The organism is Pseudomonas gozinkensis (assembly GCF_014863585.1).
Lineage (GTDB): Bacteria > Pseudomonadota > Gammaproteobacteria > Pseudomonadales > Pseudomonadaceae > Aquipseudomonas > Aquipseudomonas gozinkensis.
The window spans coordinates 749,937-773,142 of the sequence record NZ_CP062253.1 but is presented as its reverse complement, the minus strand read 5'-3'; the positions used below and the strand labels follow the sequence as shown (position 1 = coordinate 773,142).

Genomic DNA, 23,206 nt, shown 5'->3' with positions numbered 1-23,206 from the left:
TGGATTTGAGTGTAGACGCGCCGCACCGACACTGCTGGCAACGCGCCAGTTTCACCGGCCCATAAAAAACGGGAGCCATGGGCTCCCGTTGTTTTGCAACAGACTCAGCGCGGTGGATAGTTGGACAGGATCCGCGCCACGGTCTCGCGGATGGCATTGCTGCGATCCGCCGGGTTCGGCGTGCGGCTGAGCATTTGCTCGTCGCTGCCGCGCCACACCAGTTTGCCGTCCTTGCCGTCGAGCAGATCAACCTGAATGGTCGCCACCTTGTAGGTGATGTTGCGGGTTTCGTTGTACATCGGTGCGCCCCAGTACCCATTCCACGGACCACCCCAACCGCCGCCGTAGTTGGTGGTCACCTGTTGCTGACGGTCCTCGACGATCAGGTAGGTCTGCACATTCAGATCGCCTCGGGCACCCGAGGCGGCCGGGCGCAGGCCACGCTGATCCAGTTGGTCGGCGACGGCCTGACGGATGCGTTGTTCGGTCAGATCGCTCTTGATCCGTGGATCATCGGGGCGGTATTGCAGGGCGGGGTCTTTCCAGCTCCAGCTGCGGTAGGCGGCAAAGTCGCGGCTGGCGTCGAAGTCATGATTGACCTGGTTGGCGGCGCAGGCACTGAGCAGGGCGGCCACGGCCAGTAAAGCGAGACGGCGGAACATGGTTTTTCTCCGGTGGAAGACATGAACCTGAGGGAGCTTCTCTTTGGCAGGAAGCTAACCGGGAGGATACGCCGACATGGCCTTTTCGACAGCCTCCCGGATCGCATCGGTGCGATCACTCTGATTGCCCTGGGTGCCGGTTTCAGCGCTGGCGCTCCAGACCGGCTGACCGCTGCCGGCGTCGAACAGATCGACCCGCACCACCACGACCTGTTCCTGATAGGTCCGAACGATCGGCACCGTGTTGTACATCCCGTAACCGCGGCCATAACGGTCATAACCACCGTAGCCGCCGCCGTAGTAACCGTAATCGTCCTGCACCTGGCGCAGGCGGGTTTCCAGACTCAGGTGGGCACTGACCAGCAGATCGGCCGGACGATTGTCATGCAGCGGGCGCAAGCCGCGCTGATCCAGCGCACTGCTGACGGCTTCGGCCATTTGCGCCGAATCCGCCCACGCCGTGCCCGGCGGCAATTGACCGTTGAGCCACGCCCAGCTGCGGTAGCGCCCGTAATCCCGTGGCGGCGCGGGATAAGCGCTGCGGTCGAAGGTGGTCGCCGCTTGCGGCGGCGCCGGCGGCAATGGCCGCGACTGCGCCACGTAAGGGTTGCTGCCCTGGCACGCGGCCAATCCCAGACAGATCAGCAGTAACCCTGAATGACCTTTCATTTCTCGCTCCGATCAGATCGGCCGGCAGATCCAGTGCAAGTAGCGCCCAAGCCCGGCGAAGCTTGGGTGACGACGGTGGGCGAGTTCCATCTCGAGCAAATCAATCAACTCGGCGCGGGCCTGGAATTCCACTGGCATGTAATCGTGGAAAACCCGCACCCCGCTCTGAGTTTCGACCTGCCACAACCCGGCGAGTTGCGTCGCCAGCTCGCGAGGGTCGAGCGGCTGTTGCGGGGTCAGGCTCTGTTTTTCACCGGCCATGTCGTTCTTGCGCATTTTCTTGAAATGGCCTTTGAGCAGGTTCCGGTAAATCAGCGCATCGCGGTTGTAGAACGCCAGCGACAGCCAGCCGCCGGGCTTGGTCAACTGATGCAGCACCGGCAGGATCGCGTGGGGCTCGGCCAGCCATTCAAGCACCGCATGGCACAGCACCAGGTCGTAGGGTTCGGTGAGCTGACCGAGCAGTTCCTGCCAGGGCGCCTGAATGAACGTCGCGGTTTGCCCGGCTTCGGCAAAGCGCTGGCGTGCGCCTTCGAGCATCGGTTCGGCCGGCTCGGTGAAAGTCACCTGGTGCCCGCGCTCGGCCAGCCACAACGACATGTGGCCCAGGCCGCCACCGATGTCCAGCACCCGCAAAGGACGATCCGGCAGGGCTTCGGCAAGGTCGGCCTGCAGCACCGCGAGGCGGATCGCGCCTTTGGCGCCACCATAGATTTTTTCGGCGAAACGGGTCGCCAGCTGATCGAAATGACGGTCGCTCATCAGCTGAACCGCCGTTCGCTGTCGGCGAGCTTGCTGCGCACCACTTCATTCATGTCCAGCCCCAGTTCGCTGCACAGCAGCAACAGATAGAGAACGATGTCGCCGACTTCCTGCCCGGCGTGGGCGAGTTTGTCCGCCGGCAATTGGCGGGACTGGTCTTCGGTCAGCCACTGGAAGATTTCCACCAGTTCGGACATTTCCACGCTGGCCGCCATGGCCAGGTTTTTCGGGCTGTGAAATTGCCGCCAGTCATTGCGGTCGCGAATGGCGTGCAGGCGTTCGGTCAGTTCAACAAGGTTCATCGGGCTCTCCTGAAGGCGTATAGCTTCGGGGGGAAGCTGCGCGAAGGCAAGGGCCAGTCGCCCGTTAAAACCCTCTATGCTTGCAGGGAACTCGACCGCACCCGCTGCGGCCCAAGGCTCAGCTCTTTCATCAGGAAACAGACATGCAGGTAGAAAGCTTTTTCGAATGGCTGGGCCAGGCGCTCGGCTCGATCATCCGCTTCATCGTCGATGGCCTCAGCGGCCTGTTCAATCTGCTGGGCAACGCCGGCGGCAACTTTGTCGACGGGCTGTCGAAGGCGCTGGGCATGGACACCTCGATCATCAGCATCATCGCGCTGATCGTCGGCCTGATGCTGCTGTGGTCGGCGATACGCGCGTTCATGAATGCCTCGATCATTGCCGGGATCATCTGGTTGCTGCTGGGATTGTGGCTGCTGAGCTGGATCATTCACTGACACCTCCCGCTACAATGCCGCTCCCCAAGGAGCCCGCATGTCCAACCTGATCGCCGACTGGCGCGACCGCCCGACCCATCGCCGGGTCTGGGCCCTCGCCGCCCCCATGATCCTCTCCAACATTTCCGTGCCGCTGGTGGCGCTGGTCGACAGCACCGTCATCGGTCACCTGCCCCACGCCCATCAACTGGGCGCGGTGGCGGTAGGCGCCAGCCTGTACACCTTTCTGGCCTGGGCCATGGGGTTTCTGCGCATGGGCACCACCGGCTTCGCCGCGCAGGCCGCCGGACGCAGCGACGGTGCGGCCTTGCGCCAGATTCTGCTTCAGGGCCTGTTGCTGGCGATGGGGCTGGCGCTGCTGCTGGGAACCCTGGGCGTACCGCTGAGCGGCGTTGCGCTGCACTTCATGCAACCGTCGGCGGAACTGGATCAACTGACCCGCGACTTCTTCCACACCCGGCTGTTCGGGCTGCCGGCGGCGCTGGCCAGTTATGCGCTGGTCGGCTGGTTCCTCGGCACGCAGAACGCCCGGGCGCCGCTGGCCATTCTGCTGAGTACCAACCTGATCAACATCGTGCTCAACCTGTGGTTCGTGATCGGCCTGGACTGGGGCGTGGTCGGTTCGGCCCGCGCATCGGTGATCGCCGAATGGAGCGGCGCCCTGCTCGGCCTGTGGATGACTCGCAAGGCATTGCGCACCTGGCCCGGACACATTGCCTGGGCCGCCCTGAAACTCTGGCAGAGCTGGCGTCCGCTGCTGGCGGTCAACCGTGACATTTTCATTCGCAGCCTGGCCCTGCAATCGGTGTTTTTCCTGATCACCGTACAAGGCGCACGATTGGGCGACGCCACGGTCGCGGCCAACGCGCTGCTGCTCAACGGCCTGCTGCTGACCGCCCACGCGCTGGACGGTCTGGCCCACGCCGTCGAAGCGCTGTGCGGCCACGCCATCGGCGCCCGTGATCGTCTGGCCCTGCGCCGCTCGCTGATAGTCGCTGGCGGCTGGTCGTTGCTGGCCAGCCTGGGCTTTGCCGCGCTGTTTCTGTTGGCCGGCCATTTGTTCATCGAAATGCAGACCGACATCCAGAGCGTGCGCGAGACCGCGTTCATCTACCTGCCCTACCTGGCCGTCCTGCCGTTGATCGCGGTCTGGAGCTACTTGCTCGACGGCCTGTTCATCGGTGCCACCCGCGCCCGGGAAATGCGCAACGGCATGCTGGCGACCGTGATCCTGCTGCTGCCTGTTGCCTGGGCGCTGCAAGGTCTGGGCAATCACGGCCTGTGGATTTCATTCCTGTTGTTCATGGTGCTGCGCAGCCTGACGCTCGGGGGACTGGCGTGGTGGCTGCGGCGCACCGATGGCTGGTTCAACGGTGCCGCTCACTGAGACGGGGTGTGCCGGATAAAACCGACAACCTGTTCCAGAACCGGCGCCAGCCAGCGCAAAGGCCTCGACAGCGTCGCAATCAGTGTCGCGTGGTTGGGCCGGGCATAATAAAGATCCTGTACCGGAACGCCGGCCTCGCGCAGTGTGCGCGCCAGCCCGCCAGTGTTGCGGGTCGGATCGACCAGATTGTCCCGACTCGCCGCTATCAGCAGTGCCGGGGGCGCGCCGGGGCTGACATGCCGGATCGGCTGCGATTGTGGCGGTGAGTCCGGCCAGAAAAACACCGGACGCACTTGAGGGTTCTTGATCGGCAGAAAATCGTAAGGGCCGGCCAGTCCGATCCAGCCACTGAGATCCGCCGGGGACATCCCGACCGCATCCAGCAGGTGCGGGTCCAGCGCCAGCATCGACGCGTTGTAGGCCCCGGAACTGTGTCCCATCAGGTACAGCCGCCGGGGGTCACCGGAAAAATCATGGATATGGGCCTTGGTCCACGCGACCGCCAGGGCTCCGTCCTCAAGAAATTGTGGATAACGAACCTGAGGGTACAACCGATAGTCCGCCACCACCGTCACGATGCCGCGTGATGCCAATGCCTCACCGACGAATCCGTAATCATCGCGGGCGCCGCTGTTCCAGCTGCCGCCATAGAAAAACACCACCACAGGGGCGTCCTTGAGCAGGTGGCGCGGCATGTAGACATCGAGCTGCTGACGCGGGTCGCCGCCATAGGCAATGCCCGCGGTTTTGACGAAGGAATCTTCCGGCGTCAGAGCGTTGAGCATTTTCAGCGGCGAACAACCACTGAGAATCAACAGCAGAAAACCCGCGGGGATCGCGCCGAACCAGCGCCGTAAAAAATGGGCCATGCGCGCGAAACCTCGTATCAGGGTTGGTTGTTCCGCCAGCGGCGACGCAGATGTTCGAGCCGCTCATGCTGGGTCAATTCTTGTGGCAGTTGCGCCACTTCTGCGCGTGGATGCTGCAAGCGTAGCCACAACCAGTCGTCCAGCACGGCACGCTCGCTGAAACCCAGCGTCAAGCCCTGTTCAAGGTAGGAGGACAATATGCGGTAATCGGTTCCCGTCGATTGGCTCCAGCGCCAGACATGTTGTTCCAGCAGGCAGCGATGCAGGTGCTCGCGTTGATGACGGGTCAACCCCTGTTCAATCTTCAGCGGTTCGACGTCCAGTCCCGGATTGCGCAGTTGCTGCCATCCCAGGCTGCCGCTCGCGCGGTCGGCCCAGGTACCGCCGAACCAGCGCAGCCAACTGATCGGGCCGAGCCAGCAGCTCAGCTGGCGGGCATCGCAGGCGTCGAAAAAATAGCTGGCAGTCTGGCGGTCGTAATAATTGAGCAGCGCACGATGATTCAGGCCGACAGAAACCGTCAGCATCCGTTGCAAATGCTCACGCAGCGATTCGCTCGTGGCATCGCTGCCCAACAGCAGCCCGCACCAGGTCTGTGGATCGGTGTGACACAACGCCGATAGCGCCGGGCATTCGCGCAGGTCGATCAACAACGGCCCCTGATCGCACACGGGCTGAAACTCCGTACCGTCGAACAGTTTCAGGCTGAGCACACCCGAAAATGCCTGCCGCAGGATAGTCACCGCCTGCGGTGCCTGTGCGATGTCCAGCAACAACCACTGCGCACGCTGTCCCGGTGCCGCGCCGCTCATCTTCCGTCGCTCGTTTTGAGCCCGGCGACTACTCGGCAACTGCATATTGATGCGGCGCAATGTTGATAGCTGCCACCCCCGGGGATCAGGCATAGCAGCAATAGTGGTTCGGCCGCTTTCAGCCAGTGCGACAGACCTTCGCTTGCCAACTGGTCGGGCAGCGGCAATCGTTCTTCATCCTCAATGCGTTTCTCGACTGTCTGCACCTGCAAGATGCCACTGATCACAGGTTGCTCGGGATCGCCTTCCAGAAAGCTCACCACCACCTCAAGACCTTCCTGCAAAAGCGTCGACGGCGCATCAACCAGCGCCGGGGCAAGCGGCAGCCAGCAGTGGCTGGGACTCGCGCCCTCTCCTTGATAGAGCCAGTCAAACTGCACGGCAACCGAGCGCACGGGATCCGGTTGCGGTTCCTCGACCGATACGACCCAGGCACGTTGCGGGCTGCGCATTCGACTCCCCATGCATTGCGCGGACGCCGGGGGGGCGGGAGGATGATCGGCGGCAAATATCCGATTGCTGTAGGCCGGATCAAGCAACGGATCCGCACGGTGCTCGATCCGGGTCAACAACCAGCGAGTGTTGGCGTCTGCAATGGGGTGACCCGAGAACCCCAGCCACTGACCGCTGCGCAGGTTTGCCTGATCGGAGTAACACTGTGCCGTGCGGATGCGCTGCGAGCCTTCACCGCGCGCGTGGTCATGTTCGCTCGTTTGCCAGCGGCGCACTGTCGGCGACGGGCCGCTACCCTCGCGATCGAAACGCCAGTCGCCCGCTCGCGGCAGCCTGGCCGGATCATCACAGAACACCAGGCAATGTCCCCTGACACCATGCTCGAAGTGATAGTGAATCCGCGCCTGCCCGCACAACCGCTGTACGAGCTGCAGATCCGACTCGCCGTACTGGGTGCAAAAGGTGCGGGGCGGATACACACCTTGCAGATCGAATCGGCGCCGGGGGCCATTGATTCCGTGCTCCCTGAGCACCTGATCAAGAATCTGCGGCGCTGTGCGGTCGCTGAAGATGCGCTGGTTGTAACGCAGGCCCAGGCAGCTCAACCGAGGCCCCAGCCGCGCCCGGCACAACCGGGCGCCGTGCCCCTGTTCAAGCTGGGCAAGGCTGTGCAGTTGCCCGTGCACACCGTTGCCCGAAGGCCCGAAACACAAGCGGGCCGAGCGATACATAAGACCCGCAAGATCCAGATGCGGATCATCGACCAGCAAGTCGATCTCGAAGGCAAAAGGCTCACTGATGGCCTCGCTACCCGTGAATGCCAGGACTTCAAGCGGGGCGGACAGACCCGCTACATCGAGACGAAACGACGGCTCGCAGGCTGGATCGAACATGGGCGATTCTCTACAGGAGGGGCGGCCGGGGATTCTCGCCGAGAGGCATGGCCGAGTAGAGAGCCGAAGTACAAATTCGGAAATGACCTACGCGAAAAGCAGACGACATCACTTTGCTCGCCTGGATGAAGGTCATTTCGCGAATATAGAAAGAAGAGTCTCACCAGATCATCTGAAATGTCCGCTGTGCACGGAACAATTTCAGACAACCTGATGGAATCGGAACCTGGGCTTCAGGAAGACAGGTAGGAGGATCGGGTCAGGCCCAGGCGCAAGGCATCGAGGAACTGGGTGCGCTCGCTGGCGCTGATGCGGGCACTGGCGCATTTGTCGCGGTAGTGAGTCATCAGCTCTTCCGGCGACAAGTGCACGTAACGCAGCATGTCTTCGATGGTGTCGTGGGTTTCAATGCCGGCGTGGTACACGCTGCCGTCGGCGTTCTGGTAGATGTTCACCGAGTCGGTGTCACCGAACAGGTTGTGCATGTCGCCGAGGATTTCCTGATAGGCGCCGACCAGGAACACGCCCAGCAGATAGTCTTCGCCTTCGTTCAGCGCGTGTACTGGCAGGCTGGTTTCGATGCTCTGCTCGTCGACGTACTGGTTGATCTTGCCGTCGGAGTCGCAGGTCAGGTCTTGCAGAACGGCACGACGCAGCGGCTCTTCGTCGAGACGGTGCAGCGGGATGATCGGCAGGACCTGATCGATCGCCCAGGTGTCCGGCAGGCTCTGGAACACCGAGAAGTTGCAGATGTACTTGTCGGCCAGCTTGTCGTTGAGTTCGTCCAGTACCTGACGGTGCGAACGCTGACGCGCCTTCAGCGAGTTGTGCAGGCGACGGCACACCGCGAAGTAGCACTGCTCGGCCAGGGCTTTTTCGGCCAGGGTCAGTTTGCCGTCGGCGTACTGGGCGGCCACGTCGCTCATGTAGTGGGTGGCGCGCCAGTAGGTTTCGGTGACCATTTCGATGTCGGTCGGGCCGAGCAGGTCAACCAGCCACTGCACGGTTTCCGGCAGCGCTTCCTTGTTCTCGATCTGCGGCACGTCGTCGTTGTGCTTTTCGACGTCGGTCACCTGCACCACCAGCATGGCGTGGTGGGCGGTCAGCGAACGGCCGCTTTCGGAGAAGATGTGCGGATGCGGCAGGGCCTGCGCATCGCAGAACTCCTTGAGCATGCCGACCACGACACCGGCGTAATCATCCATGTCGTAGTTGATCGAGCTGGCGTTGCGCGAGTGGGTACCGTCGTAGTCGACGCCCAGACCGCCACCGACGTCGATGTGATCGACCGGCAGACCCAGATTGCGCAGCTCGCCGTAGTAACGGATCGCTTCCTTGAAGCCGTGCTGATAGTCAGCGAGGTTGGCGATCTGCGAACCCATATGGAAGTGCAGCAGACGAATGCCCTGATCCAGGCCGGCCGCGCGGAAGCGCTCGACCACCGACAGCAGTTGCGCCGCCGAAAGGCCGAACTTGGATTTCTCGCCACCGGTGTCTGCCCACTTCGACGACGCCAGCGACGACAGACGCACGCGCAGGCCGACCTGCGGCTTGACCTTCAGCGAGGCGGCTTCTTCGATCACCAGACCGACTTCGGATTCTTTCTCGATCACGATGAACACGTTGTGGCCGAGCTTCTGGCCCATCAGCGCCAGTCGGATGAACTCGCGGTCCTTGTAGCCGTTGCAGACGATGGTGCCGCCCTTCGGCGCCAGCGCCAGCACGGCCAGCAGCTCAGGCTTGGAGCCGGCTTCCAGACCGATGGAAACGTTCTGGGTGGCGATGATGTTTTCGATCACCGCTTCCTGCTGGTTGACCTTGATCGGGTACAGCGCGGTGTATTTGCTCTGGTATTCCAGACGCTCGATGTTGGCATCGAATGCGCCGGTCAGCTGACGGACGCGGTCTTGCAGGATATCGGGGAAACGCACCAGCAGCGGCAGGGACAAGCCACTCTTGCGCAACTGGTCGACTTGTTCGAACAGATCGATAGGCGAACTGCTCGGGCCGTTCGGACGAACTTCGACGCGACCGGCGTCATTGATCGCGAAATACCCGGCCCCCCAATGGCGAATCCCGTAAACACTGCGGCTGTCCGCAACTGTCCATTGGCTGCCATCGTCTTTGCGTGTGCGTCGTACGGACATCGAAGTCCCCTATAAAGAAGTCATAGTGCGTCGCCTGATCTCAGGCCGGCGCAGTCTAAAGAATGAAAATGACGGTTCGTCAGCGGGGCGGTAGACCGCGCTGACAGCGTTGAGTTTAGAAACCGGTCATGAACAGGCTCTGTGAAAACCATGGAAACGACGTCAGACCCAGGGACTCTGGAGCTGAATCAAGCCGCCGGTGGGTTTCACAGAGGCTGCTAGCCGCCGGACTTCTTCGCCTTGAAACCGTGCTTGACCAGCTCGGCCAAGAGCAGCTCGACATGGTCGCCCTGGATCTCGATGATCCCGTCCTTCAACGCACCGCCGGTGCCGCAACGCTTCTTCAACGTTGTCGCCAGCTCTTTGAGTGCGTCTTCGGCCAGGGGCACGCCGGTGATAGTGGTCACCGTCTTGCCGCCACGGCCCTTGCTCTCGCGGCGCACGCGGGCAATGCCGTCGCCGGCCGGGATCACGGTTTGCTTGCAGATACAGGCGTCCACCGGCTTGCTGCATTCCGGGCAATGACGACCTGCGTCGGTGGAAAATACCAGGCCGCCCAGGGCGGCGAAGGATGCGGCTTTTTTGGCCACCGGCAATCCTCTCGGGAGGACAAAGACTGATCGCAGCCTTGGGCAAGGCTATCGACCGCGAAGCCCCACTCAGGCAGGGGCAGCGCTACTGTGCCATGAGCTCCTGAAAGCGGGCCGGCACAGCTTGAAAAGGTCGCGCAGTGTAACGGCAAAAACGCCGATTGCTAAGTGCCAATCGGCGCCAATTTATGTGTTCTTTGCGACGTCGCGCCGTTGAGCCTTCAGATAGCGTTGCAACGCTGCCAGAGAGTCCGGGCAATAAGGCTTTTGCCGGATTTCCAGCATGACCTGTTCGACCGGAATGAAGCGCGCTTCGAGCACTTCTTCGGGCTGCAGGATCAACGGCCCGTCCCACACCGCCGAAAACGCCGAACACCAGAGGCGATTGCCGGTGTCCTCGAAGTAGAAATGGTCGTGAGCCGTCAGCTCGACGCCGCTCACGCCCAATTCTTCTTCCAGCTCACGGGCCGCCGACTCGGCGTAGGTCTCGTTCGCCTGCACCATGCCGCCTGCCGCCACGTCCCAGTAACCAGGATAGGTGGCTTTGCTCAGGGTGCGCCGATGCACGCAGAGTTCACCGGCGGAGTTGAACAGCATGATGTAGGTGCCACGGCCGATCAGCCCGCGCTCACGCAGGTCGGAACGCACCAGGGCGCCGAGCAGGTTGTCCTGCTCGTCGACCCAGGCGATCTGTTCGGCATCCGAGGCGGCGCGGTGGGCCGCCTCTTTGGCGCTCTCGTCCATGACTCAGCCCTGATTGAGCAGTTGACGCAAATCGATCACGGCGGCGTTGGCCCGGGAAATATAGTTGGCCATCACCAGCGAGTGGTTGGCCAGCACACCGAAGCCGCTGCCGTTGAGGATCATCGGGCTCCAGATCGGCTCCTGAGACGCCTCCAGCTCACGAATGATCTGACGCACGCTGACGGTCGCGTTCTTCTTCGCCAGCACGTCGGCGAAATCGACTTCGATCGCGCGCAGCAGGTGCGACAGCGCCCAGGCCTGGCCGCGGGCTTCGTAGAACACGTTGTCGATCTGCATCCACGGAGTCTCGACGACTTCCTCGTCGACCTGCGGCACTTCACCCACCGCCGGCACTTCGGTTTTCAGCGCGGTGTTGAGTTTGACTCGACCAACGCTGGCCGACAGCCGTTGCGACAGCGAACCGAGACGGGTGCCGACATCGCCCAGCCAGTTGTTCAGGTTGTCGGCGCGGGCGTAGAACAGCGCGTTTTTCTGGGTCGGGTCGGACAGGCGCGCCTGATAACGGCTCAGGGAATTGATGCCTTCCTGATATTCCGACTCGCTGGACGGCAGGATCCAGCTCTTGTTGTCGAAGTTGAAGCGCGGCTCGGCCTTGGCCAGGTCGGCGTCCTCAGCCGATTGCGACTGCGAACGGGCGAAGTCCTTGCGCAGGGCACGGGTCAGGTCGCGGACCTGCACCAGCACGCCATATTCCCAACTCGGCATGTTGTCCATCCACAGGCCCGGCGGGAAACGGTCGTTGGAAATGTAACCGCCCGGCTTGTCGAGCAAAGTGCCGGCAACGGTTTTCAGGGTTTCGACGGTGGTGTAACCGACCACCATCTGCTTGCCTTCCTTCTCGGCGGCAACCTGAGCGTTCTGCGCCACGGGAAACAGCGCCGGCTCCTGGCTCCAGTACCAGCCAAGGGCAATAGTCACCAACAGGTAAATGGCGACCAGCGTGGCCAGCGCCCGGCTGAACAACAGCCCGCCGACATAGCTGCGGGCGGCCGACTTGGGCTCGGCGGCACGTTCAGGCGCGCTGCCCGCGCGGTTCTTCCAGTCCAGCATGGCGATATCCTTTCAATCTTGGGTTCAACGGTTCGACCACAACCATACAACAACGTGCCTCGGCCGGGCACCCGCGATTGGGGCAGCGGAGAAAAACAGGCGGACGTCGCCAGTGAGAGAAAGGATAGACGTAGCCTTCAGACGTTGAAAATTCGCATTGAAACCTGCCGGGCATCATCCGGCATGAACAGATGGGCAATTCCCTCGTCGTCTGTTCGGCGCTGGGTGGGAACCCCATCGACCGTTGCAATGTAGGCCTGCTGTGGCAACGGTTCGCCGGTCATGCTGTCGACCAGACGATAGATTCGGGGTGTTCTGGTGGGTTGGAGCGGTGGATTGTTCATCAGGTCGAGTACCGCTTGATCGAACGCTGACCGGGCAGTGGGCCATCCGCCGTAATCAGCTTCAGCTTTGAGCAACAGCCAGTCGCCGCGTTCTATCTGCTCCAGCACTTCACTGTCCAGATCGAGCATCAGACCTGCCCGCAACTGATCGAGACCTTCGAGGGATTGCCGCTCCAGCAACGCCTTGCAAACCCGTTCCAGTGCCTGATCCACGGGGAACACATGCTGGCGTTCGCGTTCGGTCAGGTGCGAGTGGTGAACCAGCCTCATCCCTGGCCCTCGCTCTGCCACTCATCGGAGCCCATCGTCCGGCTGACCTCGTGCCGCCAGTAGATGCGGCGGTAGCTGAACTGGATTTTTTCCCATTGCGTCAGGTGCGACGTAGCGGGGTCCTGGCAGTCGGGCATAAAAACCTCGGCGCTGACGATCTGCGCGTCCTCCAGTTCAATCGTATAGAAATGCTCCTGAATGCCGTGGGCCGATGTGCGATACATCTCCATACAACACTTGCTCAGCAACTCACCGGAACACATTGCCATCTGGATCAGCGGCGACGCCTTGTCGATGACTTTGGTAATGACCAGAGGCTTGTGCATCCGCCGCCCGGCACCCGCTCCCCTGGGCAGGAAAATGCCGTGGCTGAAGGCCTGAACCATGATCTTGTCTTCACGCCCGATCTGGTAGCGGTTGCCCACCGACGGTTCGGTGAAGGCACCGGCGCTGATCAGGCCCTGGCGGCTGCCATGAATAGTCATGAAGGCAGGGGTTGGCATGGAATTTCTCCTTCTTTGGGTTGGGGTGGGGGAAAGGGGTGGGGTTCTTCGTAGAGGTTTTCAATTTCGTCAAAGGGTATCCAGGGCTTGGCGAGCTCGAGAGTAATGAGGTATCGCTCATGGTCTGGATACCGAGAGTCTCGGAACCGTCCAAGGATCAACATCGCCTGATACTTGTCGCCGGCCTGCCAAAATGAACGTCCGGCGACCACACTGTCTCTGAGATAGGCTCGCCACTCTGGTGTGTCCGCCATCGTCGGATCACTTCGCGTCCCGACTGGCCTCCAACCTTTTGCGCACCATTGGGATTGCAGATCGAGAACGACCTTCATGACATCGTCGATCAGCAGTGGCTCGATTTGAGGAGACATGCGGATATCACCGACCACGTCACCTTCGAAGGTCACCGTAAAAAAACGCGCCATCGGCGTTTCGAACCCATACTGCGAATCGACAAATCGCAGGCGCGCATCCGTCTTCGGAATGCCACCCCAGACACGACTGCCGACGCGCCCCCACGAAAGGAATGGGGCGGTCGAGTGCTCTTGCATATATTCATATGTGCCCCCTATCGCCAGCGCCATCACGGGTTCGTTCCACAATGGCTGCATCAACTGACGTGCGGCGACCCACATCAAAACAACACTAAGCGCCAGCCAAGCCCAAAAGCGCCATTTGGATAGACAGTTTCGCCAGGACATCAAGCCTCCCCCATGGCGGCAATCTCGCCGATGGATTGCGCCAACGCATTTCGGTTGCTGTCGTTGAGCATCTGGTCAAAACGCGCTGCTGCCCGTAGCACGAACTCCATTCGCTGATCGATATCCGACAGATCCGCCATCGGATTGCTGCCGAACCCAATGGTGCGGCCATCTTCGACACGCTGACATTGACTGGTGAGAGTCAACTCGATGGCCTGCGCCACGCCGGAAGGAAAGCCGGTCGCGTAGGAAAAATGATTCCCACGCAACAACGTCACCAAATGACGATTTTCGTAGATGCTCGGTTGGAGAATGTTTCGCTGCTCGTGCCAGGCCAGATGCTTCACACTTTCGGCAATATTTCCCGCATCTATCGCCTCGAATCCATTCAAGATTTCTTGAAATGCCTCACCGAAAGGAAGCGCTTTTCCCCCTATGGGCCAAAGCACCGGAAACCTCGCGTGCCCATAAATCTCTCTCCGGGTCTTCAGGCACTTCTTCAACTCCCCCAACCCACGCACCGCATAAAACTGATGCAGCGGATAAACATCCAGAAACAGCGTGGTATTGCCCATCGCCATCATGTCGTACACGTGCCGGAACTGTTGCTGCACCAATGACAGTTCTTCACCCGGAGGGCGGAAATCCAGCGAAGGCACGGGATTACGCGCCCTCGCCTCCTCGTAATGACTCCAGTCCTCGGCCTGCCCGGGTATTTTGTCCGGCGTCAGCAATCCGGACTCACGGCGCCCGTCCCGCACTCGCTGCCGCGCCTCATGCTCCTGCCGGATCAGCTCGATACTGTCCGCCGCATGCAGCAGTCCACAGCCCACCTGCTTGGAGGCAAACGCCGCCAGCCCCGCCCACTGGAAACGCGAGTCATACAGCCAAAGCCGGGCATACGCAGCGTTGATCGCCCGATTGCGCTGCACCGGATCGGCGATCAGGACACCGTCAGGGGCGACGATTTGCTCGGCCTCACGCTGATAGGCGCGCCAAAGGCACTGGCACGTCAGCACCGGCACCTCAGTCACCTTCCACCGTTCGCCGTACAGCATTTCGTCATTGCACTCACAGTCGGCGACAGGCGTGGTGCTGTGATTCAGGCGCTGGGCATCGCTGGGGTGTTTGTTGAAACACTGGGTCATGTTCGGGCAAACGTCTGGTAGGGGTTTCCCTGACCCTACCAGCGCAAAACCCTTGCGAAACCGACCTTGGGAAAAATCAGAAAGCCCTGACAGACGATGACCCTGCAGTACAGAGAACCTTCCTGAAAAGCCCGGAGAAACATCCTATAAGCCCCTGTTCACGGGCACTCTATCGACGAGCAAGTCCAGGGCGAAACCGACCGGTCAGAAACTGAATAGTGACGCACAGCAGATTATTGACGTACGACACTCATGTAAGGGAAAAGAGGTGCTAGCATAGAGCCACCAGTCGATCTCAGCATGCAGCCTAACTAGTAGTCAGGATATGACCGAGCCAGAAGACCCCAGCCGTGAGCGCCTCAAGCACCACTTTGCCCAGCGGGTAATTCATCAGGCACGTCAGATTCTTGAGATATGGCAGCGCCTGCAACGCAGTGAGTGGTCCACTGCCGATCTCGCCGAACTGAGCGAGGCCAATCTGCGCCTGCTGCGTTTTGCCGAGCGTTTCGAACAGCCCGAACACACGCAACTGGCCCGCCACATCAGCCAGTCGCTGGAAGCGGTGGACGCCAATCGCGGACGCCTGAGCAGCGGCCTGATCACCGATCTCAACCGTCTGATGCAACGCTTGTCGCGCACTGGCCTGCGCCATGGCGATCAGCTCGACCAGACCTTTCTGCCGCCCCTGCGCAAACCGATCTATGTGATGCTGCAGGATCACGACCGCGCCGAGCGGCTGGCCAAGCAATTGGAGTTTTTCGGTCTGAGCGCCCAGGCGCTCGACAGTGTGTCGGCGTTTCGCTCGTCGATGGTCGAGCGCCTGCCGGCCGCGATCGTCATGGACGTGGACTTCAGCGGCGCCGGCGTCGGCCTGAAACTCGCCGCCGAAGCCCAGCAAGGTCTGGAAGAACCACTGCCGCTGCTGTTCTTCAGCCTGCACGAGACCGACACTCCGACCCGCCTCGCGGCGGTGCGTGCCGGCGGCCAGGAATTCCTCACCGGCACCCTCGAAGCCTCGAGCCTGCTGGAGAAGATCGAAGTCCTGACCTGCGTCGCCCAGTACGAACCTTATAAAGTGCTGATTATCGATGACTCCCGCGCCCAGGCCCTGCACACCGAACGCCTGCTCAACAGCGCCGGGATTGTCACTCGCACCCTGATCGAACCGATCCAGGCGATGGCCGAGCTGGCGGACTTCCAGCCGGACCTGATCATCCTCGACATGTACATGCCGGCCTGCACCGGCACCGAGCTGGCCAAGGTCATCCGCCACAACGACCGCTATGTCAGTGTGCCGATCATTTACCTGTCGGCCGAGGACGATCTGGACAAGCAGCTCGACGCCATGAGCGAGGGCGGCGATGACTTCCTGACCAAGCCGATCAAGCCGCGCCACCTGATCACTACCGTGCGCAACCGCGCCGCCCGTGCACGTAATCTGAAAGCACGGATGGTCCGCGACAGCCTCACCGGCCTGTACAACCACACGCACATTCTGCAATTGCTCGAGGACTGCTCGTTCCGCGCCCGCCGCGAGAACAAGCCGTTGAGCTTTGCCATGCTCGACATCGACCACTTCAAACGGGTCAACGACAGCCACGGCCACCCCATGGGCGACCGGGTGATCAAGAGCCTGGCGCTGTTTCTCAAGCAGCGTCTGCGCAAGACCGATTTCATCGGCCGTTACGGTGGCGAGGAATTCGCCATCGTCATGCCCGACACCGATATAGAAGCGGCGCACAAAGTGCTCGATGAAATCCGCCAGCGCTTTGCCGAGATTCACTATCCGGCCCAGCCGCAGGATCTGTGGTGCACTTTCAGCGCCGGGGTGGTGGAGATGCGCGACGACTCCGACAGCCTGATGATGGCCAGCCAGGCCGACGAGGCGCTGTACCGTGCCAAAGGCGAAGGACGCAATCGGGTGCAGACCGCGCGGGACTCAAAGCAAAGTGCCACTTTTTCATCGGATTCGACCCAATCGGTCATAACCCTGTAACAGAACCGCAATAAATTCAGGCGCTTACCATTCTGCCGTTGGTAGCCGTCATGCGCCTGAAGTTGCTCACCAATCTCAATACTCTGTTGCTGGTCGCCGTTTGCGTGGCCCTCGGCGCCACGCTGTGGTGGTCGCAAAAAGCCCTGGAGCGCCCGTATCTGTTGATGGAGCGTTACCTGGGGCTGTCCCAGCAATTTCAGAATGACGTGGCGCGCAACGTCGAGGATTACCTCGCCAGCGGCGACGCCCTGCGCCTGAGCAGCGCCAGCCAGGCCATCGATCAATTGCACAAAGAACTCGGCGAGCTTCCGCCTGCGCTGGCCGACACCTTGCGCCCGAGCCTCACCGGCCTCGATGAATTCAGCAAGACCGACCTGCTGGCCGCCGGCAAACTGGCCGGCGATCCGCAGGCCCTGCTGTTGCAGGCCGAACGCGAATTGAGCGCCAGCCTCGATCAACTCAGCACCTACGCCGGCGGCAACGCGACCTACCTGACGCCGCTGCTGGTCGCCTCTCAACATCTGGGCAAGCTGTCGCTGGCGCGAGACAAACTGGTCAGCAGCGGGCGCAGTGAGCTGGCCGCCGATGTCGAGCGCGAAGTCAGCAACATCCGCGCCCAGGCCCAGACAATCGATGCCCTGCCCTTGCTCGGCGTGGTCGCCAGCAGCGAATCCGGCAGTGACGATTTCGCCGCGATGATGGGCATCGAAAGCACGGAAAAAACCGCTGCCGAAGACGCCGGCGTGGGCCTCAAACGCGAACTCAACAGTCTGCTCGGTCGTTACCCGGCGGAGCTGGCCCGCACCCGCAATCAGATCCAGAAACGCACCGACCTGAGCACCGCGACCCACCAGAAAATCGCCGCCGTGCAGCAAGCCATCGCCGGTCTCGAGCCGGTAGTGCGCGCCCAGCACGGGCAGATCCAGGGCGAAGTGCGGCTGATGCAAGGCGTGATGATCGGCCTGATTCTGCTGATCGCCCTGCTGATCGACACTCTGCAGCGACGCCTCGCCCGCACCCTGACCAACCTCGCGCCAGCGCTGTCGACCTGGGCCGAAGGCGACTTCAGCCGCGACATTCATCTGGGCAAGACCAACCGCGAACTGCACGACATCGAAGCCTCGCTCAATCGCCTGCGCGCCTATCTGGTGGATCTGGTCGGGACCATTCGCGGCAATGCCGAGCAAGTCGCAGGTAGTAGTCGCACCCTCGCCGAGCTGAGCAATGACTTGCACAGCGGTGCCGAACATCAGGCCGGCGACACCGCACTGATCCGCGATTCCCTTGGCGAACTGGAAGCGACCATCCAGCAAGTGGCCGGTGATGCGCGCCAGGCCGCCGACGCCAGTCGCCATGCCGGACTGGCCGTCGAACACGGGCAACAAGTGATCGGCCAGAGCCTCACCGGCCTGCACGCGCTGGTCGGCGAAGTGCAAGGCAACGCACAGATGATCGAACACCTGGCCGAAGAGTCGGCAACCATCGGCGGCGTACTGACGGTGATCCGCTCGATTGCCGACCAGACCAACCTGCTGGCGCTCAACGCGGCGATCGAAGCCGCTCGGGCCGGGGAAATGGGTCGCGGATTCGCCGTGGTGGCCGAAGAAGTGCGCTCGCTGGCGCAACGCACCGCCGGCGCCACCGCCGAAATCCAGACCCTGATCGCCGGCCTGCAAACCGCCGCCCGGCAATCGGTCGAGGGCATGCGCGCCCAGGTCGAACACGCCGAGGCCACGGCCAATCAGGCGCAATCGGCGGACGGGGCGCTGGACAAGATTGTCGGTGCGATCCAGACCATCTCCGACACCGCGATCCGCATCGCCGACATCACCGCACAACAGAGCGGTGCGGTCAGCGAGATCCGCGATCACAGCGAGCGGATTCACCAGTTGGGCGGGGACAATCTGCTGCGCATCGGCCAGGGTCGCGAGCAAGGCGAGAACCTGCTGTTGCTGGGCGGTCAGCTGCACACCGCCGTGCAGGCGTTCCGCGTGTGACACACAGCGCAGGGCCAAGTCCGCTATCATTCCCGCACCTTTGATTCGCGAGATTGTCATGCGCCGTCTGCTCTGCCTGCTGTTTTTCGTCCTCGCCCTGCCGGCCGGCGCCGCCGGTCTGTTCGACAGCAAACCCAGCGCCACGCTGGGCTCGGTCAACAACAGCGCCGATTTCCTGCCGGTGCGCGAAGCCTTTCAACTGAGCCTGGTCGAGAGCACGCCGCAATCGGTCAAACTGCGCTTCGTCGCCACCGAAGGCTATTACCTCTACCGCCATCGCTTCCAGTTTCGTGCCGAACCTGCCGAGGTGAAACTCGGCGCCGCACAGCTGCCACAAGGCGAACAGAAACACGACGAGTACTTCGGCGACGTCGAGGTCTACCACGGCATTCTCGATGTGGAACTGCCGCGCAATGATTCCCGGGCGTTCACGTTGGCCGTCACTTATCAGGGCTGCGCCGACAAGGGTTTGTGTTATCCACCGGAAACCGAGCGCCTGAGCATCGAGGGCAACGCAGCGGCAAGTGACGCGTCCGCTCCGGTGACGGGTTGGGACTGGCGCGATCTGGCGCTGTTCTTCCTGGCGGGCCTGGGCCTGACCTTCACGCCTTGTGTATTGCCGATGCTGCCGATCCTGTCCGGCGTGGTGTTGCGCGGGCAGGTCGGCGGTTTGCGTGGTTTCAATCTGTCGCTGGCTTATGTGCTGCCGATGGCGGCGTGCTTTGCGCTGCTCGGGGCCTTGATGGGGCTGTTCGGTGCGCAACTGAATTTGCAGGCACGGCTGCAATCGGCGTGGGTGCTGGTGCCGTTCGCAATGTTCTTTGCGGTGTTTGCACTGGCGATGTTCGGCGTGTTCGAGCTGAAATTGCCGCACTTCATCAGCAGCCGCCTGGACCGGATTGCCGGGCGCACCGAAGGCGGCTCGCTGTGGGGGGCGGCGGTGTTGGGTGTGGTGTCGAGCTTGCTGGTATCGCCGTGTGTTTCCGCACCGCTGGCCGGCGCGCTGCTTTATATAAGCGCCAGCGGCGATGCGCTGGGCGGCGGCCTGAAGCTGTTCATGCTCGGGCTGGGCATGGGCGCGCCGCTGTTGCTGGTGGCTACCGGCGGCGCGGCGTGGCTGCCGAAAAGCGGACCGTGGATGATGTACGTGAAGAACGGCATCGGCGTGTTGCTGCTCGGGCTGGCGATCGGTCTGCTCAGCCGGGTGTTGCCGGGGCAGATCACGTTGCTGCTGATCGGCTTGCTGGCCGGCGGTGTCGGTCTGTTCCTCGGCGCTCTGGAGTTCGTCTACAAACCGCCACGCAAACGCCTCGGTCAGTTGCTCGGCATGTTCCTGCTGTTTTATGCGCTGGCCTGCTGGTTCGGTGCGTTCAGCGGGCAGACCGACCCGCTGAATCCGATAGCCCCGGCACGCCTTGCCGACAGCGGCTCGCCCGCGCAAAACAGCGGCTTGTGGCAGACCGTCAGTACCCCGGCGGAACTGGATCGGGTGCTGCTCGAAGCGAAAACCGCCGGCACCCCGCTGCTGCTCGATTGGTACGCCGACTGGTGCATCAGCTGCAAAGTCATCGAACACGAAGTGCTCAATGACACCACGGTCGTGGATCGGCTCAAGGGTTATCGGCTGATCCGCTTCGACATCACCGCCAGCAATGCCGAACAGCGCTCCCTGCTCGACCGCTACAGCCTGTTCGGCCCACCGGCGCTGATGTTCTTCGGCAAGGACGGGGCGGAACGTCGCGATGTACGGGTGATCGGCGAGATCAACGCCAGCGACTTCGCTGAACGTGTCGCCAAAGCGAATGACCGGATTTAATCAGTCAGTCACATATTTTGCGCAAACATCGGTCATCGTGCTGGCTATTGCAGAGAACTGGACAGTCACAAAGTCTTTGCGGCATAGTCGCCGGGTTCTGACGAAGGCTCACCCATAACAAGGAACATGCAGATGGCAACGCTACTGGTGCTGCACGGCCCCAACCTGAACCTGCTTGGCACCCGGGAACCCGGGACCTACGGGTCGACCACCCTGGCGCAGATCAATCAGGATCTGGAGCGCCGCGCCCGTGAAGCCGGCCATCATCTGCTGTATCTGCAAAGCAACGCCGAGTACGAATTGATCGACCGCATCCACGCCGCACGCGGCGAAGGTGTGGATTTCATTCTGATCAACCCGGCAGCATTTACACACACAAGTGTCGCATTACGTGACGCGCTGCTGGGAGTGAGCATCCCATTCATCGAAGTGCATTTGTCCAACGTGCACAAACGCGAACCTTTCCGCCATCACTCTTACTTCTCCGACGTAGCGGTAGGAGTGATCTGCGGCCTTGGCGCCAGCGGTTACCGACTGGCCCTGGAGGCTGCACTAGAGCAGCTTGAACACCAAGCTATACGCCCCTGACCGACCCTTGGGAGTTGATGATTCATGGATATCCGTAAAGTTAAGAAACTGATCGAATTGCTGGAAGAGTCCGGCATCGACGAGCTCGAGATCAAGGAAGGCGAAGAGTCCGTACGCATCAGCCGTCACAGCAAGACCCCGGCGCAGCAGTACTACGCTCCGGCTCCGATGCAGGCTCCGGCCGCTGCACCTGCCGCCGCTGCCGCTCCGGTTGCTGCTGCAGCAGCTCCAGCTGCCGCTGCTGCTCCAGCGCTGAACGGCACCGTTGCCCGTTCGCCGATGGTCGGCACCTTCTATCGCAAATCTTCGCCAACCTCGCCGTCCTTCGTTGAAGTCGGCCAGACCGTGAAGAAAGGCGACACCCTGTGCATCGTCGAAGCCATGAAGATGATGAACCACATCGAAGCTGAAACCAGCGGTGTGATCGAGTCCATCCTCGTCGAAGACGGCCAGCCGGTTGAGTACGACCAACCGCTGTTCACCATCGTTTGAACTGCGGAGAGCCTTTGATGACTGCGAAGTTGGAAAAAGTTCTGATCGCTAACCGCGGTGAGATCGCCCTGCGGATTCTGCGTGCCTGCAAAGAGATGGGCATCAAGACCGTCGCCGTTTACTCCAAGGCCGACAAAGAGCTGATGCACCTGGGTCTGGCAGACGAATCCGTCTGCATCGGCCCGGCTTCTGCCGCTCAGTCCTACCTGCACATCCCGGCCATCATCGCTGCCGCTGAAGTGACTGGCGCTACCGCCATTCACCCAGGCTACGGTTTCCTCGCGGAAAACGCTGATTTCGCCGAGCAGGTCGAGAACTCCGGCTTCGCTTTCATCGGCCCTAAAGCCGACACCATTCGCCTGATGGGCGACAAGGTATCGGCCAAGCACGCGATGATCGAAGCGGGCGTTCCAACCGTTCCAGGTTCCGACGGCCCGCTGCCGGAAGACGAGGAAACGGCACTGCGCATCGGTCGTGAAGTCGGCTACCCGGTGATCATCAAGGCCGCCGGCGGCGGTGGTGGTCGCGGCATGCGCGTGGTGCACAAGGAAGAAGACCTGATCGCCTCGGCGAAACTGACCCGCTCCGAAGCTGGCGCGGCGTTCGGCAACCCGATGGTCTATCTGGAAAAATTCCTGACCAACCCGCGTCACGTCGAAGTGCAGGTTCTGTCCGACGGCCAGGGCAACGCCATCCATCTGGGTGACCGCGATTGCTCGCTGCAACGCCGTCACCAGAAAGTTCTCGAAGAAGCGCCGGCACCGGGCATCGACGAGAATGCGCGCAAGGAAGTCCTGGCTCGCTGCGTCAAGGCGTGCATCGACATCGGCTACCGTGGCGCCGGCACCTTCGAGTTCCTGTACGAGAACGGTCGTTTCTACTTCATCGAAATGAACACCCGTGTTCAGGTGGAGCACCCGGTTTCGGAAATGGTCACCGGTATCGACATCGTCAAGGAGATGCTCAGCATCGCCGCTGGCAACAAGCTGTCGTATACCCAGGATGATGTGGTCATCCGCGGTCACTCGCTGGAATGCCGGATCAACGCCGAAGACCCGAAAACCTTCATGCCGAGCCCGGGCACGGTCAAGCATTTCCACGCTCCAGGCGGCAACGGCGTTCGCGTCGATTCGCACCTGTACAGCGGTTATGCCGTTCCGCCGAACTACGACTCGCTGATCGGCAAGCTGATCACTTACGGCGCGACCCGCGACGAAGCCATGGCCCGCATGCGCAATGCCCTGGACGAAATCGTGGTCGACGGGATCAAGACCAACATCCCGCTGCACCGTGATCTGACCCGCGACGAAGGCTTCTGCAAAGGGGGCGTGAACATTCACTACCTCGAGCACAAGCTGGCTGGCGAGAAGCACTAAGCTTCAGCCCGCACCAGACAAGGCCGCCTTCGGGCGGCTTTGTTGTTTCTGGAGATTGCAAAAAGTCTGTGGGAGCGAGCTTGCTCGCGAAGGCGGTACATCAGTCAGCATCAAAGTGACTGGCAATCCGCTTTCGCGAGCAAGCTCGCTCCCACAAAAGCGTTGAGCTCGCGTAAA

The 23,206-nt window shown here is 61.7% G+C and carries 23 protein-coding genes; 8 read left to right on the top strand and 15 right to left on the bottom strand.

Translation table 11 applies throughout. The features are described 5' to 3' along the window. Positions 1-104: 104 nt before the first annotated feature. From IHQ43_RS03355 to IHQ43_RS03340, 4 genes are read right to left on the bottom strand one after another with little or no spacing between them, the layout of a single operon-like run. Positions 105-662 (bottom strand): DUF4136 domain-containing protein, encoded by a 558-nt coding sequence (locus IHQ43_RS03355; RefSeq protein WP_192563362.1) that lies wholly within the window; start codon positions 660-662, stop codon positions 105-107. A 54-nt stretch (positions 663-716) separates the two neighbouring features. Further along, positions 717-1,331: a DUF4136 domain-containing protein gene (locus tag IHQ43_RS03350; protein WP_192563361.1), complete on the bottom strand. Its 615-nt coding sequence runs from the start codon at positions 1,329-1,331 to the stop codon at positions 717-719. Between the two features lie 12 nt (positions 1,332-1,343). After that, positions 1,344-2,093, bottom strand: coding sequence for a methyltransferase (locus IHQ43_RS03345; protein ID WP_192563360.1), 750 nt, complete (start codon positions 2,091-2,093; stop codon positions 1,344-1,346). Beyond that, entirely contained in the window at positions 2,093-2,395 is a 303-nt protein-coding gene (locus IHQ43_RS03340; RefSeq protein ID WP_007951009.1) for a MazG-like family protein, read from the bottom strand. The genes IHQ43_RS03345 and IHQ43_RS03340 overlap by 1 nt, the downstream gene beginning before the upstream one ends. Positions 2,396-2,538: 143 nt before the next feature. Between IHQ43_RS03340 and IHQ43_RS03335 the strand changes: the two genes are divergently transcribed. Together IHQ43_RS03335 and IHQ43_RS03330 are read left to right on the top strand one after the other, a co-directional pair. Beyond that, positions 2,539-2,832 (top strand): hypothetical protein, encoded by a 294-nt coding sequence (locus IHQ43_RS03335; protein WP_007951010.1) that lies wholly within the window; start codon positions 2,539-2,541, stop codon positions 2,830-2,832. Between the two features lie 37 nt (positions 2,833-2,869). Continuing rightward, entirely contained in the window at positions 2,870-4,219 is a 1,350-nt protein-coding gene (locus tag IHQ43_RS03330; protein WP_192563359.1) for an MATE family efflux transporter, read from the top strand. Here IHQ43_RS03330 and IHQ43_RS03325 read toward each other — a convergent pair. The 11 genes from IHQ43_RS03325 to IHQ43_RS03275 all read right to left on the bottom strand — a co-directional run bounded on the left by IHQ43_RS03325 (position 4,213) and on the right by IHQ43_RS03275 (position 14,764). Then, positions 4,213-5,088 (bottom strand): alpha/beta hydrolase, encoded by an 876-nt coding sequence (locus IHQ43_RS03325; RefSeq protein ID WP_192563358.1) that lies wholly within the window; start codon positions 5,086-5,088, stop codon positions 4,213-4,215. The genes IHQ43_RS03330 and IHQ43_RS03325 overlap by 7 nt on opposite strands. 17 nt (positions 5,089-5,105) lie before the next feature. Next, positions 5,106-5,900 carry a DUF4123 domain-containing protein gene (locus IHQ43_RS03320; protein WP_192563357.1) on the bottom strand — a complete coding sequence of 265 codons (795 nt, stop codon included), beginning with the start codon at positions 5,898-5,900 and terminating at the stop codon, positions 5,106-5,108. Further along, the gene (locus tag IHQ43_RS03315) at positions 5,897-7,246 is read right to left on the bottom strand and encodes a type VI secretion system Vgr family protein (protein WP_192563356.1); all 1,350 of its coding nucleotides are present in this window, start codon (positions 7,244-7,246) and stop codon (positions 5,897-5,899) included. The genes IHQ43_RS03320 and IHQ43_RS03315 overlap by 4 nt, the downstream gene beginning before the upstream one ends. Positions 7,247-7,479: 233 nt before the next feature. Next, on the bottom strand, positions 7,480-9,393 hold the full coding sequence (gene speA, locus IHQ43_RS03310; protein ID WP_011332271.1) for an arginine decarboxylase: 1,914 nt from the start codon (positions 9,391-9,393) through the stop codon (positions 7,480-7,482). 218 nt (positions 9,394-9,611) lie between these two features. Beyond that, positions 9,612-9,983 carry a translation initiation factor Sui1 gene (locus tag IHQ43_RS03305; RefSeq protein WP_007951016.1) on the bottom strand — a complete coding sequence of 124 codons (372 nt, stop codon included), beginning with the start codon at positions 9,981-9,983 and terminating at the stop codon, positions 9,612-9,614. Positions 9,984-10,169: 186 nt separating this feature from the next. Continuing rightward, positions 10,170-10,727, bottom strand: coding sequence for an NUDIX hydrolase (locus tag IHQ43_RS03300; RefSeq protein WP_192563355.1), 558 nt, complete (start codon positions 10,725-10,727; stop codon positions 10,170-10,172). A gap of 3 nt (positions 10,728-10,730) precedes the next feature. Further along, a complete protein-coding gene (locus IHQ43_RS03295; RefSeq protein ID WP_192563354.1) occupies positions 10,731-11,798 on the bottom strand; it encodes a DUF2333 family protein in 1,068 nt (355 codons plus the stop codon). Between the two features lie 137 nt (positions 11,799-11,935). After that, positions 11,936-12,412, bottom strand: a complete 477-nt coding sequence (locus IHQ43_RS03290; protein ID WP_192563353.1) for a hypothetical protein — start codon at positions 12,410-12,412, stop codon at positions 11,936-11,938. After that, entirely contained in the window at positions 12,409-12,915 is a 507-nt protein-coding gene (locus tag IHQ43_RS03285; protein WP_192563352.1) for an Hcp family type VI secretion system effector, read from the bottom strand. The genes IHQ43_RS03290 and IHQ43_RS03285 overlap by 4 nt, the downstream gene beginning before the upstream one ends. After that, positions 12,894-13,616 (bottom strand): hypothetical protein, encoded by a 723-nt coding sequence (locus IHQ43_RS03280; RefSeq protein ID WP_192563351.1) that lies wholly within the window; start codon positions 13,614-13,616, stop codon positions 12,894-12,896. The genes IHQ43_RS03285 and IHQ43_RS03280 overlap by 22 nt, the downstream gene beginning before the upstream one ends. Then, positions 13,616-14,764, bottom strand: coding sequence for a DUF2515 family protein (locus IHQ43_RS03275; protein ID WP_192563350.1), 1,149 nt, complete (start codon positions 14,762-14,764; stop codon positions 13,616-13,618). The genes IHQ43_RS03280 and IHQ43_RS03275 overlap by 1 nt, the downstream gene beginning before the upstream one ends. Positions 14,765-15,089: 325 nt before the next feature. Between IHQ43_RS03275 and gcbA the strand changes: the two genes are divergently transcribed. The 6 genes from gcbA to accC all read left to right on the top strand — a co-directional run bounded on the left by gcbA (position 15,090) and on the right by accC (position 23,029). Continuing rightward, complete coding sequence (gene gcbA / locus IHQ43_RS03270) at positions 15,090-16,760, top strand: diguanylate cyclase GcbA (protein ID WP_007951019.1); 1,671 nt, start codon at positions 15,090-15,092, stop codon at positions 16,758-16,760. 50 nt (positions 16,761-16,810) lie between these two features. Continuing rightward, positions 16,811-18,757 (top strand): methyl-accepting chemotaxis protein, encoded by a 1,947-nt coding sequence (locus tag IHQ43_RS03265; RefSeq protein WP_192563349.1) that lies wholly within the window; start codon positions 16,811-16,813, stop codon positions 18,755-18,757. 58 nt (positions 18,758-18,815) lie between these two features. After that, complete coding sequence (locus IHQ43_RS03260) at positions 18,816-20,573, top strand: protein-disulfide reductase DsbD (protein WP_192563348.1); 1,758 nt, start codon at positions 18,816-18,818, stop codon at positions 20,571-20,573. A gap of 132 nt (positions 20,574-20,705) precedes the next feature. Further along, a complete protein-coding gene (aroQ, locus tag IHQ43_RS03255) occupies positions 20,706-21,161 on the top strand; it encodes a type II 3-dehydroquinate dehydratase (RefSeq protein ID WP_064593231.1) in 456 nt (151 codons plus the stop codon). A gap of 24 nt (positions 21,162-21,185) precedes the next feature. After that, positions 21,186-21,653 (top strand): acetyl-CoA carboxylase biotin carboxyl carrier protein, encoded by a 468-nt coding sequence (accB, locus tag IHQ43_RS03250; RefSeq protein WP_007951023.1) that lies wholly within the window; start codon positions 21,186-21,188, stop codon positions 21,651-21,653. A 17-nt stretch (positions 21,654-21,670) separates the two neighbouring features. After that, positions 21,671-23,029: an acetyl-CoA carboxylase biotin carboxylase subunit gene (gene accC, locus IHQ43_RS03245; protein ID WP_007951024.1), complete on the top strand. Its 1,359-nt coding sequence runs from the start codon at positions 21,671-21,673 to the stop codon at positions 23,027-23,029. Positions 23,030-23,206 lie beyond the last annotated feature (177 nt).